Source organism: Bacillus sp. LSHTCR4, assembly GCF_057197025.1.
Map to the genome: position 1 here is coordinate 1148366 of NZ_JBXUNO010000001.1, position 15407 is coordinate 1163772.

Annotated in this window: 17 protein-coding genes and 1 pseudogene; all 18 read left to right on the forward strand. The window is 35.7% G+C overall.

Going from position 1 to position 15407, the window contains the following annotated elements; translation table 11 throughout:
- Nucleotides 1-343: 343 nt before the first annotated feature.
- The 18 genes and pseudogenes from AC2CGR_RS05920 to AC2CGR_RS06005 all read left to right on the forward strand — a co-directional run bounded on the left by AC2CGR_RS05920 (nucleotide 344) and on the right by AC2CGR_RS06005 (nucleotide 15404).
- Entirely contained in the window at nucleotides 344-547 is a 204-nt protein-coding gene (locus tag AC2CGR_RS05920) for a hypothetical protein (RefSeq protein WP_484480645.1), read from the forward strand.
- Nucleotides 548-553: 6 nt separating this feature from the next.
- Nucleotides 554-934 carry a hypothetical protein gene (locus AC2CGR_RS05925; protein ID WP_484480646.1) on the forward strand — a complete coding sequence of 127 codons (381 nt, stop codon included), beginning with the start codon at nucleotides 554-556 and terminating at the stop codon, nucleotides 932-934.
- Nucleotides 934-1269 (forward strand): HNH endonuclease, encoded by a 336-nt coding sequence (locus AC2CGR_RS05930; protein ID WP_484480647.1) that lies wholly within the window; start codon nucleotides 934-936, stop codon nucleotides 1267-1269. Before AC2CGR_RS05925 ends, AC2CGR_RS05930 begins: the two co-directional genes overlap by 1 nt.
- A gap of 123 nt (nucleotides 1270-1392) precedes the next feature.
- Complete coding sequence (locus tag AC2CGR_RS05935) at nucleotides 1393-1704, forward strand: P27 family phage terminase small subunit (RefSeq protein ID WP_484480648.1); 312 nt, start codon at nucleotides 1393-1395, stop codon at nucleotides 1702-1704.
- The gene (locus AC2CGR_RS05940; protein ID WP_484480649.1) at nucleotides 1701-3368 is read left to right on the forward strand and encodes a terminase TerL endonuclease subunit; all 1668 of its coding nucleotides are present in this window, start codon (nucleotides 1701-1703) and stop codon (nucleotides 3366-3368) included. The genes AC2CGR_RS05935 and AC2CGR_RS05940 overlap by 4 nt, the downstream gene beginning before the upstream one ends.
- An 8-nt stretch (nucleotides 3369-3376) precedes the next feature.
- A pseudogene (locus AC2CGR_RS05945) lies at nucleotides 3377-4522 on the forward strand (phage portal protein).
- On the forward strand, nucleotides 4522-5268 hold the full coding sequence (locus AC2CGR_RS05950) for a head maturation protease, ClpP-related (protein WP_484480650.1): 747 nt from the start codon (nucleotides 4522-4524) through the stop codon (nucleotides 5266-5268). Before AC2CGR_RS05945 ends, AC2CGR_RS05950 begins: the two are co-directional and overlap by 1 nt.
- Before the next feature lie 3 nt (nucleotides 5269-5271).
- Entirely contained in the window at nucleotides 5272-6423 is a 1152-nt protein-coding gene (locus tag AC2CGR_RS05955) for a phage major capsid protein (protein ID WP_428888727.1), read from the forward strand.
- A gap of 5 nt (nucleotides 6424-6428) precedes the next feature.
- Nucleotides 6429-6722, forward strand: a complete 294-nt coding sequence (locus tag AC2CGR_RS05960; protein WP_428888728.1) for a hypothetical protein — start codon at nucleotides 6429-6431, stop codon at nucleotides 6720-6722.
- Between the two features lies 1 nt (nucleotide 6723).
- Entirely contained in the window at nucleotides 6724-7077 is a 354-nt protein-coding gene (locus AC2CGR_RS05965; protein WP_484480651.1) for a phage head closure protein, read from the forward strand.
- A gap of 1 nt (nucleotide 7078) precedes the next feature.
- A complete protein-coding gene (locus tag AC2CGR_RS05970; RefSeq protein ID WP_484480652.1) occupies nucleotides 7079-7423 on the forward strand; it encodes an HK97 gp10 family phage protein in 345 nt (114 codons plus the stop codon).
- Complete coding sequence (locus AC2CGR_RS05975; RefSeq protein ID WP_074620221.1) at nucleotides 7420-7749, forward strand: hypothetical protein; 330 nt, start codon at nucleotides 7420-7422, stop codon at nucleotides 7747-7749. Before AC2CGR_RS05970 ends, AC2CGR_RS05975 begins: the two co-directional genes overlap by 4 nt.
- Nucleotides 7750-8322 carry a major tail protein gene (locus AC2CGR_RS05980; RefSeq protein WP_428888732.1) on the forward strand — a complete coding sequence of 191 codons (573 nt, stop codon included), beginning with the start codon at nucleotides 7750-7752 and terminating at the stop codon, nucleotides 8320-8322.
- A 4-nt stretch (nucleotides 8323-8326) separates the two neighbouring features.
- Nucleotides 8327-8689 carry a hypothetical protein gene (locus AC2CGR_RS05985; RefSeq protein WP_484480653.1) on the forward strand — a complete coding sequence of 121 codons (363 nt, stop codon included), beginning with the start codon at nucleotides 8327-8329 and terminating at the stop codon, nucleotides 8687-8689.
- Nucleotides 8690-8730: 41 nt separating this feature from the next.
- The gene (locus AC2CGR_RS05990) at nucleotides 8731-8913 is read left to right on the forward strand and encodes a hypothetical protein (RefSeq protein WP_428888734.1); all 183 of its coding nucleotides are present in this window, start codon (nucleotides 8731-8733) and stop codon (nucleotides 8911-8913) included.
- A gap of 17 nt (nucleotides 8914-8930) precedes the next feature.
- Complete coding sequence (locus AC2CGR_RS05995) at nucleotides 8931-12854, forward strand: tape measure protein (RefSeq protein ID WP_484480654.1); 3924 nt, start codon at nucleotides 8931-8933, stop codon at nucleotides 12852-12854.
- A gap of 6 nt (nucleotides 12855-12860) precedes the next feature.
- Nucleotides 12861-13664 carry a phage tail domain-containing protein gene (locus AC2CGR_RS06000; RefSeq protein ID WP_484480655.1) on the forward strand — a complete coding sequence of 268 codons (804 nt, stop codon included), beginning with the start codon at nucleotides 12861-12863 and terminating at the stop codon, nucleotides 13662-13664.
- A 12-nt stretch (nucleotides 13665-13676) separates the two neighbouring features.
- Nucleotides 13677-15404 carry an SGNH/GDSL hydrolase family protein gene (locus AC2CGR_RS06005; RefSeq protein ID WP_484480656.1) on the forward strand — a complete coding sequence of 576 codons (1728 nt, stop codon included), beginning with the start codon at nucleotides 13677-13679 and terminating at the stop codon, nucleotides 15402-15404.
- Nucleotides 15405-15407 lie beyond the last annotated feature (3 nt).

The window sequence follows — 15407 nt, forward strand, 5'->3', positions numbered from 1 at the left end:
CACCTTTCAATGTACACTACACCCGCCATAAAAAGAACACAGATTCTTGCTTGATATTTTAAACATATTAAACTATATTTCCAATATCATGTTAATAATTCTAACATATACAAGAAAGAGGATGGCATGCTCTTATATTGAACATACTATCCTCTTATTAGTTTAGTCTATTTAAATTTTATCAGGACGTTCTGTGTATGTGTATGTTTTGCTTAAATCTTACTTTTGTTCAGGTTCCTTGTTTTCCATTTGTTTCACTTACAATCTGAATTAATATAGCTTAAATATAATAACACGAAGCGTTCACATAGTGGATGCTTTTTATTTTGGAGGAGGATGAAGGATGGATGAGATTGATTTAAATCATAGATATTGGTGTTTTGGGTTCGATCAATATTATCATAACGGTGGGTTTGCTGACATTCTGAAATCTACTGATTCTAGACAAGAAGCGATCGAATGGTATGAAGAAGAAAAAGAACGGTTCGACAATTGTGAGGTTTGGGATTCTGTGGCTCGTGAGTATGTAGACAGTGATAAGGAGTGAGGATAGATGAGTAAGGAGTTAATCACCTGTGGTTGTCGTGATTGTGGACATTCATTTAGTGGAACAGCATTCGCAACGGATGGAAAGAATTGTCCTGAGTGTGGAAGTCAATTAGTGTTTCCGACTGGAGGAGTACTCGATACAGACTTACAAAGAAAGATTAATACACTCGGTCTTCTTATCATAGATGAGACAGCTTATAACAAATATCTAAAACCTTATGAGGAAACATACAAGCGAGCGAAGATAGATATTAATCGTATTAAATATTACAAACTGTATGGTGAGGAACACATGCTTTATTCTGTTGGATATCTTGAACGTACTTCAATGGAAGATCTATTAAAAGCTGATAAAGCTAATGCAATATTGATTGGTAGAGGATAATGAAAGAATATAAAACCAAACAACAGAAGCGTAAGTTCTATGATAGTTCTGAGTGGAAGAGTATACGTGAGCAAGTAAAGAAGCGAGACAACTATGAATGCCAAGAGTGTAAGCGTAATGGTAGTGTTCGTGTGGACACCAATGAATACAGTGAGAGTGCAAAGCGTAAGAAGATACAGTTGGTTGTCCATCATATCAAGGAGCTCGAGCATCATCCTGATCTTGCATTAGAAATAAATAATTTAGAAACAATCTGTGTGGATTGCCACAATAAAGAACACGGTAGAACATTCAAAAAGAAAATCAACAAATGGGAAAATGATGAAAAGTGGTAAAAATGATTCGATAATAACACCCCCCGGTTCGAGAATTGGGCTTTTTTTCGTCTAAGGGGCACCGGAGGAGGGGGTTAACTGTCAGTTTTTTTTCGATTTTACGCACGTAAGGGGGGTGGGTAGATGGCTGTTAGTATTGTGAGGTTAAAAGAACAGCTCATGAATAGTATTGATATTACAGATTTAGTCGAAGTTGAAAAGGTAGAAAGGTACATTGATCTTGTAAAAGCATTTAGAAAAATAAATAAAACTATTAATAAAGAAGGTGAGTCCGTAACGATAAAAAACGGTACTCAAGTTTTTGTTAAAGCCCACCCTCTTATAAGTGAGAGGAATAAAATTAACAGTTCATTAATTGCTTTAGGAAGAGATATAAAATTTGTTCCTAAAGTTGGTGTTTCTAATACGGGGTACAGCCCAAGTGATTTAATATGATCAGGCAAAAGTATGTAGATGAATACATTGAGCTTTATAGAAGTGGGAAAATAAAGTTTAATAAAGAAAGAGAACTGTTAATTGACTATCTAGAAAAATATGTTTTAAACAGAGACGATTTGTATTTTGATGATGAAATGATTGAGAAGTGTATCCGCTTTGGAGAGAAATGGTATTTCCCGTTACAATCATTTCAGAAATTCTTAATAGCATTCGTTTTTTTGTTTTATAAGAAAAATGGACGCGTATTTTATCGGAAATTCCTATGGATGTTAGGACGTGGTGGCGGTAAAAATGGTCTGATATCTGTAATTATTCACTTTTTAATTAGTGAATTGCACGGTATTCCAGAGTATAACATTTCCGTTGTTGCAAATAGTGAAGAACAAGCAAAAACAAGTCCTGACGAAGTTCATAAGTGCGTTAAAAAAAATGAGATTTTACAGAGAGCCTTTAAAACAACATTAACTCAAACTGTTTCAAAAGCTACTGAAAGTGTACTAAAGTTTAGAACTTCAAATGGTGATACAAAAGATGGGCTACGTGATGGTGCGGTTGTATTTGATGAAATACATCAATATGAAAGTAATAAAGACGTTCGAGTCCATATCAGCGGTTTAGGGAAAAAGAAAAACCCACGCGAGTTTTATATTGGTACAGATGGATATGTACGTGATGGTTTCTTAGATAAGCAAAAAGATAAAGCGGTGAAGGTTTTAAAAGGTGAAGCTCGTCCCAATGCTGTATTTCCATTTATCTGTAAGCTTAATGATGAAAAGGAAGTCGATGACATTGATAATTGGGAATTAGCAAATCCAATGTTATCAAAACCGTTAAGTGAGTATGCTGAAGGGTTGCTTGAAACGATAAAGGAAGAATATGAAGATTTAGAGGATGATCCAAGTAACCGAGAAGAGTTTATGACAAAGCGTATGAACTTACCAGTTACAAATCTAGAACGATCTGTTGCAAAATGGTCAGAGATTCTTGCTACAAACCGTCCATTTCCTAATTTATATGCTCAAGAATGCATAGGAGCGTTAGACTTTGCAAGTATTCGAGATTTTGCAGCATGTGGTCTTTTATTTAGACGAAATGGTGAATATATTTTTAAAACTCATTCCTTAGTACGAAAAGAATTTGTTGATATCTATTACGGGTATTCTAAAAAAGCCGGCGAGTTCAAGAAACAAAAATTCGCTCCAATTAAAGAGTGGGAAGAGCAAGGGCTACTAACAGTTGTGGATGAACCGACTATTAATCCTCAACACATTGTTGATTGGTTTGTAGAAATGCGAGAACAATATGGAATTAAAAAGATTATAGCTGATAACTTCAGAATGGAAGCAATAAGGCCACTATTAGTAGCAGAAGGGTTTGAAATAGAGGTTATACGAAACCCAAAAGCAATTCATAGTTTATTAGCTCCACGTATTGAAATGGCGTTTGCAAATCAACAAATTGTGTTTGATGATAATCCGCTAATGCGTTGGTATACACAAAATGTTTTGGTTGTTATCAAAGCTGATGGAAATAAAATATATGAAAAGAAAGAGCCCGTTCGTCGAAAAACAGATGGGTTTCAGTGTTTTGTTCATGCTCTTTATCGGGCGGACGAGATACAAGAAGCTATTGACTTTGTTATAGGCAATATTAAATTCTAATAAAGGGGGTGATAACCATTGGATGGTTAGGTTCAGTATTTAAAAGAAATAAAGAATTAGAATTCATGTTGGATCTAGACATAATAACTGATACAGCAAACAGGCTTCATATGAAACGTTTGGCGATTGATACATGCGTATCATTTTTAGGAAGGACAATTAGTCAATCTGAATTTAGAGTAAGAAATGGTAAAGCATTTAAGAAGGATGAGCTTTATTATCGATTAAATGTAAGACCAAATAAGAATATGACCGCAAGTACCTTTTGGGAAAGGTTTGTTCGCAAACTTATTTATGATAATGAGTGTTTAGTTATACAAGCTGATGATGGGGATTTACTTATTGCAGATGGATTTCAACATAATGAGTATGCTGTGTTTGAAGATACTTTTACTGATGTAAGGGTAAAAGATTATACGTTTAAGAGAAGTTTTAAGCAAAGCGAAGTTATTCATTTGAAGTATCGGAATGATAAATTATCTCCACTTATTGATGGACTATTTGCAGACTACGGAGATTTATTCGGCAGGATATTAAACTCTCAAAAACGTAAAAATCAAGTTCGTGGTACGGTTGATATGGATATGATTGGTGCCAAAACTGAAGAATAAATAGCAAAGTTACAAGAGTTTATAGACAACATGTATAAATCAATTGGTTCAAAAGATATAGCTATTGTTCCACAACAAAAAGGTATAAATTATAACGAGATATACAATGGTGTTGCGAATGGTCCAAGCGTGGAAGAAATTAATAAAGTAACAAATGGTTTCTTAAATCAAGTAGCTATGGCAATTGGTATTCCTGTAGCTTTGATATATGGAGAAATGGCTGATGTAGAAAAGCAAACGAAAAATTATATGCTTTTTACAGTAAGGCCATTATTAAAAAAGCTATCTGATGAAGCGAACGTTAAATTCTTTGAAATGAGTGAATATCTTTTAGGACAAAAAATTGAAGTTAAGGCTGTTTCCTATCAAAGTATATTTGATCTTGCGACAAGTATTGATAAACTCATTTCTTCAAGTGCATTTACAGGAAATGAAATTCGTTCAGAAGTAGATTATGAAGAGTCGGATGATCCAAATCTAAATATCCATCATATTACGAAGAACTATACAAAATTAAATGAATCTGAAGGAGGTGAGAAATGATGGAACATGTGAGTATGAATAAGCTTTTGAATTTAAAGCGAGATATTCGTTTTGAAGCTAAAGGTGAAAATGAATACAAATTAACTGTTTATGGGTCAATTGGTGGATGGTTTAGTGAAAACAATGCTGAAGCAGTAAGAAGAAAAATTCAAGATGTTAAAGCAGAAAAAATTCACGTTCATATTAATTCGGGGGGAGGTTCCGCATTCGATGGTGTAGCAATTTGTAATCAGTTAAAGCAACATAATGCAGAAATTATAGTTCATATTGATGGTTGGGCGGCTAGTGCCGCATCTGTAATTGCAATGGCAGGTGATAAAATCATTATGCCTAGTAATACTAGGATGATGATGATTCATCAAGCGAGTACCTTTGAATATGGAAATGCAGATCTTTTTGAAAAAACAGCACGAGATTTACGAAAGATTGATTCAGCTTTAGCAGCATCTTATAAAAAACGCTTTGTTGGAACAGACGAAGAATTAAAACAACTTCTAAAAGATGAAACTTGGCTAACAGCAGAGGAAGCGGTTGCTCTTGGTTTAGCTGACGAAATTGCTGATGAAATTGAAATTGATGATACGCAAGAAGATGAAGAAGTGGAAGTTGTAGAAAATTTCAAAGAAGATTTAGTAGCAAAGTATATGCAACAACCAAATAATCAAAATTCAAAAGAGCCTATTCAAGAGCCTGTTAATACAAAACAGAATCTGAGTACGCTCTTTTTAAATTTAGGGGGAAAATAAAATATGGTGATTAAATTTAATGATTTTGAAGATAAGAAACTAGCTTTCGCGAAAGCAACGCAGGAAGGTACGCCAGAAGAACAAACGGCAGCATTAAACTCCATGATTGAGGCACTTGCTACAGATGTGCGAGTAGATATTTTAAATCAAGTAAATGAATCTATGGTAGACCGTTCTATTATGCAATCTCGTGGTTCCAATGTATTAACAAGCGAAGAAATGAAGTTCTTTAATGCGGTTGTGCAAGATGGCGGATTTAAAGATACTGAGATTTTACCTAAAACAACACAAGAGCGAATCTTTGACGATTTAGTAAGTGGACATTCATTCTTAGAGCATATTGGGTTAGAAAATTTAGGAGCTGTTACAGAACTTATCTATGGAGATCCAGAAGGTGCAGCTGTATGGGGACCATTATTTGGTGATATTCAAGGACAACTAAATGCTACGTTCCGAAAAGAACCTATTACACAACTTAAATTAACAGCATTTATTCCACTATCAAATGATATGTTAAATTTAGGTCCAGTATGGGTAGAACGTTATGTTCGCACAATGATTACAGAAGCAATGGCAGTTGGATTGGAGCGAGGGTTTGTAGTGGGTACAGGTAAAAATGAGCCTATTGGATTATTAAAAGACCCTAGTGGAAGTGTTACGAATGGGGTATATCCAGATAAAAAAGTCGCTGGAACTTTAACTTTTGAACCTGGTCGTAAAACAATTAATGAATTGAAAAATGTTGTTAAGTTACTTGCTAAAAAATTAAAAGCTGATGGTAAGGATGCAGATAAGCCGAAGAATATTGCAGGGAAAGTAGTTATGGTGACGAATCCGTTTGACACGTTTGATGTTCAAGCAAATGCAACAACTTTAAATGCAGCTGGGGTTTATGTAACGAGCTTACCATTTAATCCAACACCTACAGAATCAGTGTTTGTACCTCAAGGGAAAGTGTTATTTTTTGTTAAAGGGCAGTATATTGCAGCAATGGGTGGAACGGAGCCGATTAAAAAGTTTGATCAAACGTTAGCGTTAGAGGATGCAACACTTTATATCGCTAAACAATATGCTACAGGTAAACCAAAAGATAAATATGCTGCACAAGTTTATGAATTGAAAATTGAGGAAGTAACGCCACCGACACAAGGATGATGTGAATGGATACAGTAATTTCAGATGTAATTATACAGGAGTTCAAAGATAGGATGCACTTAGGGGATGAGGAAGATGATAACCTAAAGCGCATCCTTTCTACATCTAACAAGGCATTACTTAGGGTTTGTGGAGCTTACGATTTAAATAATGACGAGGAGTTCAAGGAATTAGTCTTTGAACGCTCTCGTTATGTTTATAACGATGCACTAGAGTATTTTGACAAGAATTTTTTAAATCAGATTAATAGTTTAGGCATCGATAAAGCATTAGAAGAAATTAAATTGGACGGTGATTAATATGCGTCCTTTTCAGTATAAAAACCCACTGAATACTGGCGATTGTAGAAATCGAATTATCATTGAACAACCTGAAGTAATAAAAGATGAACTAAATCAAGAAGTTGAAACAGGGAATTGGCAAGAAGTTAAAAAGGCATGGGCAATGATAAAAACAGTAAAAGGCTCAGAGTATATTGAAGCTTCGGTTTCACAGTCTACACGGATTTATCGGTTTGTAGTTCCTTATACAACAGGGATTACAGAATTAATGCGAATTACTATGAAGGGTCGTATTTTTGATATTATCGAACCGCCAATGAATGATGATGAAATGTATCAAACATTGACTATTATCGCAAAGGAGCATACTTGATATGGATGATTTTGCGAGTGATCTTGCTAGAGAATTGCAAAGATATGCAAATGTTGTGGAAGAGGAATTACTTATAGCACAAGAAGAAGTGGCTGATGTTGCTGTAGAAAAATTAAAGCAAGACAGTCCTAAAAAAACAGGTGCGTATCGTAAAGGGTGGCGTAAGAAAAAAGATGGTAAGAATATTGTTATTTATAATACAAAGGGACAATTAACACATCTTTTAGAAAAAGGTCATGCAAAAGCTGAAGGTGGTCGAGTTCCAGCGCAAGTACACATCAGTCCGGTTGAAGATTATATTATTGATGAATTGCCAAGACGTATAGAAGGGGCGGTTCAACAATGACATTAGGTGAAGTAACGAAAATTCTTGAGGCTACAGGCTACCCTGTGGCTTATTCGCATTTCACAGCAACACCAGGCAAGCCAGTACCGAAGCCACCATATATTTGTTTTCTTGTGGATGGATCAGCAAATTTAATGGCTGACAATAAGGTTTATCACAAAATAAATGATTTAAATATTGAGCTTTATACAGTAAAAAAAGACTTAACTGCAGAAGCAAAACTTGAACAAGTCCTAGACGATCATGAGATTCCTTATGATTCGTATGGGACTTTTATTGAATCTGAAAAAATGTATCAAAAAATATACGAAACGAGGTTGATATAAATGAATGAAAACAAAGTAATTTTCGGTCTAAAGAAAGTGCATTACAGTGTTATCACTGAAGACGAAACAGGAAAAATCATATACGGAACTCCAGCTAAATTACCAGGTGCGGTTGAAATGAAATTGGAGCCAAAAGGCGAGCAATCAGACTTCTATGCTGACGATAGCAATTATTACACTGAATCAAGTAACCAAGGTTATGAAGGAACTTTGAATCTTGCTAAGTTAACAGAAGCTTTTCGAACTGAAGTACTAGGCGAAGTTTTAGATGAAAAAGACAAAGTTATTTCAGAAGTCTCAAATGCAAAAACAAAAAAAATTGCTCTTATGTTTGAATTTGATGGCGATGTAAAAGCCATTCGTCATTTACTATACAATGTGACTGTATCACGTCCTGGATTCGGTTCTTCCACAAAGAGTGATAAAACAGAGCCAACTACAACGGAATTGAAATTCGTTGCATCACAGCATCCAGAAACATTAAAAGTGAAGGATTCAACAACAGTAGGTACGCCAGCAGCTATTTATGATGCTTGGTATACAAAAGTTTACGAAAAAGTTGTAGGAGCGTAATTAAATGGAAAAAACAATTATAATTGATGAAAAAGCAGTCCTTTTGAAAAGTACCGCTGGCACGGCAATCCGCTATAAATCACAATTTAGACGTGATATGTTTGCGGATATCCTTGGTTTGGGGGTACTTTCTTCATATATTTCAACTGATGGTGACCAAAATAATATCGATCTTTCGCAGGTTGATCTAAGTAAATTAGATTTTGAAGTTATTTATAACTTAGTTTGGGCATTTGCTAAGACAGCAAATAAGGACGTACCAGATCCATTAACTTGGCTAGATACATTCGGCGAATTTCCTATCACTGAAATTATCACTGAAATCCAGGACTTAATTAAAAGTACTGTTCAGTCAAAAAAAAAATAACAGAAGATGAACAAGGGCAAGGACGTAGCGATGGGAAAGGAATGTTTTCCGTTGATACATTCCTTGCTCTTTGTTATTCATGCAAATTATCAAAAGAAGATTTAGAAGATATGACAATAGGTGATTGCTTGGATTATATCGATGAGTATGTTGAATTACGAAATCCGAAGAAAGAACAAGAAAACACAAGAACAGCTACACAAGATGACTTTAATAATTTCTAAGCGAGTGAGGTGATAACATGGCAGGAAGAATTAAGGGAATAACGATAGAAATCGGCGGGAACACTCAACCGTTACAGAACGCCTTAAAAGACGTTAACAAACAAAGTGAAGCCGTAACTAAAGAGCTAAAAGATATTGAACGACTCTTGAAATTCAATCCAGGCAATGTGGAGGCACTAGCGCAAAAACAACAATTGCTTACTCAACAAATTGAGAATACAACGAAAAAATTAGATAGCTTAAAAGCAGCCCAACAGCAAGTGCAAGCACAGTTTGAAAGTGGCGCGATTAACGAGAAGCAATATCGAGCGTTCAGGCGTGAAATTGAATTTACAGAAGGGCAACTTAATGGATTCAAAAACAGTCTTGCAGGATTAAAGGCTGAGCAAGAAAAAGCAGCAAGTTCAACAAGACAATTAGAGACTTTATTTAGCGCCACTGGAAAAAGTGTTGATGATTTTGCAGATGCATTAGGGAATCGTCTTGTAAATGCAATTAAAAACGGTACCGCATCAAGTAGGCAGTTACAACAAGCCATTGAGATAATCGGTAGAGAAGCTCTAGGAGCTGAAGCTGATATTGAGAAGCTACAACAGGCGCTTCGTTCTGTTGATGATGGTAATTCCATTCAAAACATAAGAAACGACTTAAATCAACTTTCCCAAGAAGCAGAACAAGCAGGTGAAAGTGTTAAGGGATTAGGTGTTGAATTAGAAAACGTATTGGGTGGAATAGTTGCTGGTGGGGGCATTCAGGAAGTCATCGGACAGGCTTTAGACATGTCAGAGTTAAAGACAAAAATTGATATTAATTTTGACGTTCCAGAATCCTCAAAGCGATCTGTGGAAGATGCAGTTAGAACTGTTATTGCATATGGCGGTGATGCAGAGGAAGCGCTGGAGGGTGTACGTAGACAATGGGCATTAAATAAAGATGCTTCTGACGCAGCAAATACGGAAATTATAAAAGGGGCAGCTAACATCGCTAGTTCCTATTCGCAGATTGATTTTACAGAATTAATACAAGAAACCAATGAAATTGGTAGCGAATTAAATATTTCAAATAAAGAAGCGCTAGGATTAGTTAACTCTCTTTTGAAAATAGGTTTTCCGCCAGAACAACTCGATATTATTGCTGAATACGGCCAGCAACTAAGACGGGTTGGTTATACGGCACAAGAAGTACAAAGTATTATGGCAAGTGCAGCTTCTCAAAAATCTTGGAATATCGATAACTTATTAGATGGACTAAAAGAAGGACGTATTCGTTCTGTTGAAATGGCACGTGGATTAAGCAACAGTATGAAAGATTCTATTCGTGATGTTGTGGATGATACTGAGAAAATGTCTGATGAACAAGTTGTAGTGATGCAAAAAGGACTCGCGAAACAAGAATCTGAACTTGCTAAATCATTTAGTAATCAAGAAAAGGCGCTCTCTAAAAGTCATAGCAAAAGACAAAATGAATTAGCTAAAAGTCTTGATACTGAGTACAATGCAGTTTCCAAAAGTTATGAAAATCAGCAAAAGAATTTAGAGAAGAAACTTAGCGCTCAATATGATGCAACATCTAAAAATTACGATAGGCAACAAAAAGCGCTTGAAAAGTCCCTCGAAGCGGAACTTAAAGCGTTCGAAAAATCATCTGAACAGAAAATAAAACTCATTGATAAAGAATATATGGCACGTCTGAAAGTGATCGATGAGGAAAAATATAATCGTCTTAAAGCGGTTGACGATCAAATTAATTCTTTGGATGTGAAAACGGCAGCTGAAGATAAATATTTTAAAGACCGTGAGAATGCTGAAAAACGTGCTGATTTAAAGGTGAAAATAAGCAAAGCCAAAAACGAAGAAGAGCGTCAGGCAGCAGTAAAAGCATTGCGAGATCTTGAAGAGAAAATGCAGCTTGATAAAATACGTGAAGAACGTAAAAGTCAGATTGACAGATTAAAAGAGGAAAAAGACAGTATTAAAGAAGCATCTGACGCAAAGAAAGAAGCGTTGAAGTCAGAGATTGATAGCCGAAAAGAGCAAGTTAAAGAGCAAATAAACAATGAAAAGGAAGCGCTGAAAGAACGACAGCAAGAACAAAAAGAGGCTTTCCAGCAGAACAAACAAGAGAATTTAAAAGCGATTAGCGAATCAAATAAAGCACAACTTGATTCGTTAAGAGAAGTGAATCAAGCAAACTTATCAGCTTTGAAAGAAAGTCACAATAACCGTAAACAAGCGTTAAGTGAGCGTTTGAGCGATGAAATGGACGCTGTACGAGAAGCTCATAGGGAAGAACTTGAATCTTTCAAAGAAATGAATGCGGAGAAACTTGAACTTGCGAAAAATCCACCAGATAGTGCGGCAGTACAAGAAATATTTGCTCAATTAGAAGGCTGGGGCAAAGCGATTGCTAAAGGTGGCGAAGAAGGTAAGCAGGCATTTGTAGATATGGTTAAATGGCTAGATCAAATCGATGATGCTGCTTTGCGAGAAGCGATTGGCGTAGAACTGTTTGGTACAATGTTTGAAGATCAAGGTCAAAATATCATCAATACAATTTTAGAAACGGAAGAAAAACAAGCTGATTTAAAAAAAGGAATAGATGATTTACAAGAATCGGCAAATAAAATGGATGCATCACCGATGGTCAAATGGAAAGATGCGATGAAAGAGTTAAAAGAATCTCTTGAACCAGTGTTACTTACAGTAGCTGATGTCGTTTCGGCATTTGCTGGTTTCATATCAGCTCATCCAGTGCTAGCAGCCACAATTACAGCTATAACAGTTGCAATTGGTATACTTGTTGGTATTTGTGCGGCTCTCGCCCCAGTAATATTCTTAGCCACATCAGGGGCTATTACCTTTGCGGGAGTTATGGCTGTTCTAACAAGCCCGATTGCTTTAGTGGTTGCGGCAATTGCAGGATTAATTGCTATATGGGTATTATTCGGCGATAAAATAATGGCTATATACAATGAATATTTCAAACCCACGATAGATCAAATAGTATCTATAATTACTGAGACTTTACAGCCAGTCTTTGATGAAGGTTTTAAAATCATAAAAGATATTGTTAAAGATGCATTTGAAATTATCAAACGTGTGTGGGATGAAATACTATCACCTGTTTTTTCAGCCATTGGTTCCATTATCAAAACAGTTCTTTTACCAGCGTTTAAATTTGTATTCTCTGCTATTGGTAGTGTAGTGTCAGATGCATTTAGTGGAATAAAGGATATGTGGAATAATGTTTTAAAACCAATTCTTAACGGAATTATAGATTTCATTTCCGGTATTTTCTCAGGAAACTGGGAAAAAGCATGGGGAGGAATTGTGAAAATATTCAGCGGTGTTTTCGAAGGTATTAAATCAGCGGCGAAAGCACCAATAAATGCTGTAGTATCAATGCTTAATGGATTGATTGAAGGTATTAACAGCATAGAAATGCCGGATTGGGTCCCGTTTATTGGAGGTAGCAAACCGAATATCCCTAGAATTCCTATGTTAGCAACTGGAGGACATGTTCTTGGGGATGGATCGTTTATTGCTGGAGAAGCTGGACCAGAGTTATTTACCAAGAGAGGTAATCGTGTATCTGTTACGCCATTATCTTCAAATGAAAAATCACTTGGTATCACAGGTACTATGAGTCGATTAATTGGCGATATGAGTTATTCAATGGCTAGTTCTATGAAAGAGCTATCTGGCTTAAAAAGCGTAATGAGCAATGTATATGGCAGTATGGCTAGCAGCTCTCAAGCAATGAGTCGAAACGCTAGTCAAAGAAGTGTGGAAGGTAACACTTCTAAATCAAATGCTAATGTTTCATATAATTTAGCTGACATGTTTAGAGGTTCAACATTTGTCATTAGAGAAGAAGCGGATGTACAAAAATTAGCAAGAGAAATGACTAAAATTATTAATGGAGCGGGTAGAAAGGTGTGATGAAAAATGAGTCTTACAATCGATGGAAAAACGTTAAATGAATTGGGTTTAGCGCTTTTACCAGGGCATGAACATTCAGCCGCACCTTCTACACGCGATTATACAGTTACAATTCCAGGAATGTCTGGCGCATATGATTTCGGAGCTGATTTAGAAGTAAGGCCATTTACTTTACCATTACTAGTTAAACCGCAATCGATTTATGAATCAGCTCCAAAAATACGAGAGATCATGAAGACTTTTTTCGACCCATATGGAAAGCCGAAGACTGTAAAGTTAATATTTGATTATGAACCAGATAAATATTACAAGGTAAGGTATAGCGGTAGTTTAGATACAAATCGTTTTAAAACAATGACTAATCTTGTTATTCCATTAACAGCGTTTGATCCACACGCATACTCAGTAATTGATACATCAGATGATGTCTTATGGGGGGATGATATCCCGTTTCTTTCAGATATACCTTTTGGAATTGAAAATTTTCAATATAACGTAACAGGACCGTCGTACTTGCGAGTTGAAAATTTAGGTTCTCTTGTTGTTCGTCCAGTTATCGAAATAACAGGGAGTACAAGTTCTATGACTCTTACCGCTAATGGTAAGAGTTTTTCTGTTGGCGGATTTCCTGAAGGAGCAGAACTTCTAATTGATAGCGCACATTATGTTGTGATGAAGGATGGACAAAATTATATCCACAAGATGACAGGAGATTTTTTAGAATTAATGCCAGGTGCAAATACAGTTGGTGTCGGCGGTACTAGCTTAAACATAAATATTACATTTAAATTCCGCGCGAAATACATGTAAGGTGGTGATTATATGGCTGATGCACAAAAGTTATTACCAACGGATAAGTTACGAGAAGGTTATCCGAAGATTAATCAAGCGATAGACAATGCAAATACAGCTTTAAATAAAGTAACGGAACCAATTGGAACTGAAAGATTAAAACCTAATTCAGTAACAAAAGAGAAAATGGCAGATGGGGCGGCATCTACATCTATTATTGACGATAAAGCCGTAACCGCTACTAAAATTGATGAAAAAATAGTGGATATTAGACATATGGCGACGCCTGTTACTTATATCACACCTTCTAAAAATTTAATTGATAAATCGCGAATTAAAGTAGGTTATTACATTGGTGCTGGAACAGGGAACGAGAATCCAAACTCTAGTTATAGTGCTAGTGATTTTATTTTCATTAAACCAAGTACTTCATACACACTCACGCCAGCTGATCAATTAGCTTTTTACGATAAAAATAAGAAGTATATAAGTGGTATTACTGGAGTAGCCGCAACTAAAACATTTACCTCTCCAGCGGATGCGTATTATATCCGAGTATCGATTGTAAAGGGAAATGAAAGCAAAGTTCAACTTGAAGAAGGTGGATATGCTACCACTTATGAAGTGTATAAAACTCCAGCCGCCATAAAAAACGTTTTACAAAAAGATGTAATCACAGATCTTTTGTATCACATTATGAATCCTTTCAAAAGAATAAAGATAAAAATTATTGGTGACTCCATTACAGCCGGTGTCGGCGGGACAGGTTACTCACCAACAGGTGAATTAATGTTTATTGATTCGACTGGTAAAGAGCAAAGAGCGAATGTGGAAGATGCCATTTGTTGGGCAAATATGTTGAAGAAGTACTTAGAAGAAAAGTTTAATAAAGTCTTTCTGGTAGATTTATCTCATCCTGAAATTAAATTAGGATCATATGATGGTAGTTTCATTCAATATGATTCTACAGTAGGAACAGGTTATCAATATCAATTTCCAAATAAACAGGCTGGCTGTAACATGTTAGAGTTTACATTTTACGGCGAGTCTTTTTCTGTACTTATTTCTAAAGCCGCATCAAGAGGTATGTTTGATGTATATATTGATGGTGTAAAAAAAACAACAATTGACACTTATGATTCTAGTTTTACACAATTTACTCCTGTTGATGTTACTGGGTTATCAAATGATTATCATAAAGTGAGATTTGTTGAAACGGCAAGTAAGAACGCCTCATCCACAGGGACAACGATATACATTCAAGGTTTAAAAATACCGCAAACAACAATCGTTAAAAACTGGGGTATTAGTGGTAGACAATCTCGTCACTTAACTTATGACGGAACGAAATGGGTTGAAGCAGATGATGATTTCATCTTATTGCAATTGGGAACAAACGATAGGCAGCGTGATCCATATGGATATACACAAGAGCATCAACGAAATTTCATTAACTATGCAAGAGGACAAGGTAAGAAGGTAATTATGATGGCATCTATCCCAGCACCTACAGCAAGTGAAACATCTTATCCGTATGCTTGGCATATGGAGGATATTAATAATAAACTTGTAGCTTTAGCACATGAAATGCAAGTTCCATTTATCAATAATTATCACTTTATGATTGATTATTTAATGTATACGGAAAAAGACCTTAATTCTTTACTAGCAGATGGACTTCATCCTAATGATGTTGGATATGAATTAATGTTTAAAAATATAATGAAGCATCTTGGCTTTGGTTATAAAGTGTGGTGAGAT

Excerpts from the sequence above, each read along its gene's own strand:
- AC2CGR_RS05950 (WP_484480650.1), top strand. The coding sequence starts at position 4,522 with ATGGAACATGTGAGTATGAATAAGCTTTTGAATTTAAAGCGAGATATT.
- AC2CGR_RS05930 (WP_484480647.1), top strand. The coding sequence starts at position 934 with ATGAAAGAATATAAAACCAAACAACAGAAGCGTAAGTTCTATGATAGT.
- AC2CGR_RS05955 (WP_428888727.1), top strand. The coding sequence starts at position 5,272 with ATGGTGATTAAATTTAATGATTTTGAAGATAAGAAACTAGCTTTCGCG.
- AC2CGR_RS06005 (WP_484480656.1), top strand. The coding sequence starts at position 13,677 with ATGGCTGATGCACAAAAGTTATTACCAACGGATAAGTTACGAGAAGGT.
- AC2CGR_RS05925 (WP_484480646.1), top strand. The coding sequence starts at position 554 with ATGAGTAAGGAGTTAATCACCTGTGGTTGTCGTGATTGTGGACATTCA.
- AC2CGR_RS05940 (WP_484480649.1), top strand. The coding sequence starts at position 1,701 with ATGATCAGGCAAAAGTATGTAGATGAATACATTGAGCTTTATAGAAGT.
- AC2CGR_RS06000 (WP_484480655.1), top strand. The coding sequence starts at position 12,861 with ATGAGTCTTACAATCGATGGAAAAACGTTAAATGAATTGGGTTTAGCG.
- AC2CGR_RS05985 (WP_484480653.1), top strand. The coding sequence starts at position 8,327 with ATGGAAAAAACAATTATAATTGATGAAAAAGCAGTCCTTTTGAAAAGT.
- AC2CGR_RS05935 (WP_484480648.1), top strand. The coding sequence starts at position 1,393 with ATGGCTGTTAGTATTGTGAGGTTAAAAGAACAGCTCATGAATAGTATT.
- AC2CGR_RS05965 (WP_484480651.1), top strand. The coding sequence starts at position 6,724 with ATGCGTCCTTTTCAGTATAAAAACCCACTGAATACTGGCGATTGTAGA.
- AC2CGR_RS05980 (WP_428888732.1), top strand. The coding sequence starts at position 7,750 with ATGAATGAAAACAAAGTAATTTTCGGTCTAAAGAAAGTGCATTACAGT.
- AC2CGR_RS05920 (WP_484480645.1), top strand. The coding sequence starts at position 344 with ATGGATGAGATTGATTTAAATCATAGATATTGGTGTTTTGGGTTCGAT.
- AC2CGR_RS05970 (WP_484480652.1), top strand. The coding sequence starts at position 7,079 with ATGGATGATTTTGCGAGTGATCTTGCTAGAGAATTGCAAAGATATGCA.
- AC2CGR_RS05975 (WP_074620221.1), top strand. The coding sequence starts at position 7,420 with ATGACATTAGGTGAAGTAACGAAAATTCTTGAGGCTACAGGCTACCCT.
- AC2CGR_RS05990 (WP_428888734.1), top strand. The coding sequence starts at position 8,731 with ATGTTTTCCGTTGATACATTCCTTGCTCTTTGTTATTCATGCAAATTA.
- AC2CGR_RS05995 (WP_484480654.1), top strand. The coding sequence starts at position 8,931 with ATGGCAGGAAGAATTAAGGGAATAACGATAGAAATCGGCGGGAACACT.
- AC2CGR_RS05960 (WP_428888728.1), top strand. The coding sequence starts at position 6,429 with ATGGATACAGTAATTTCAGATGTAATTATACAGGAGTTCAAAGATAGG.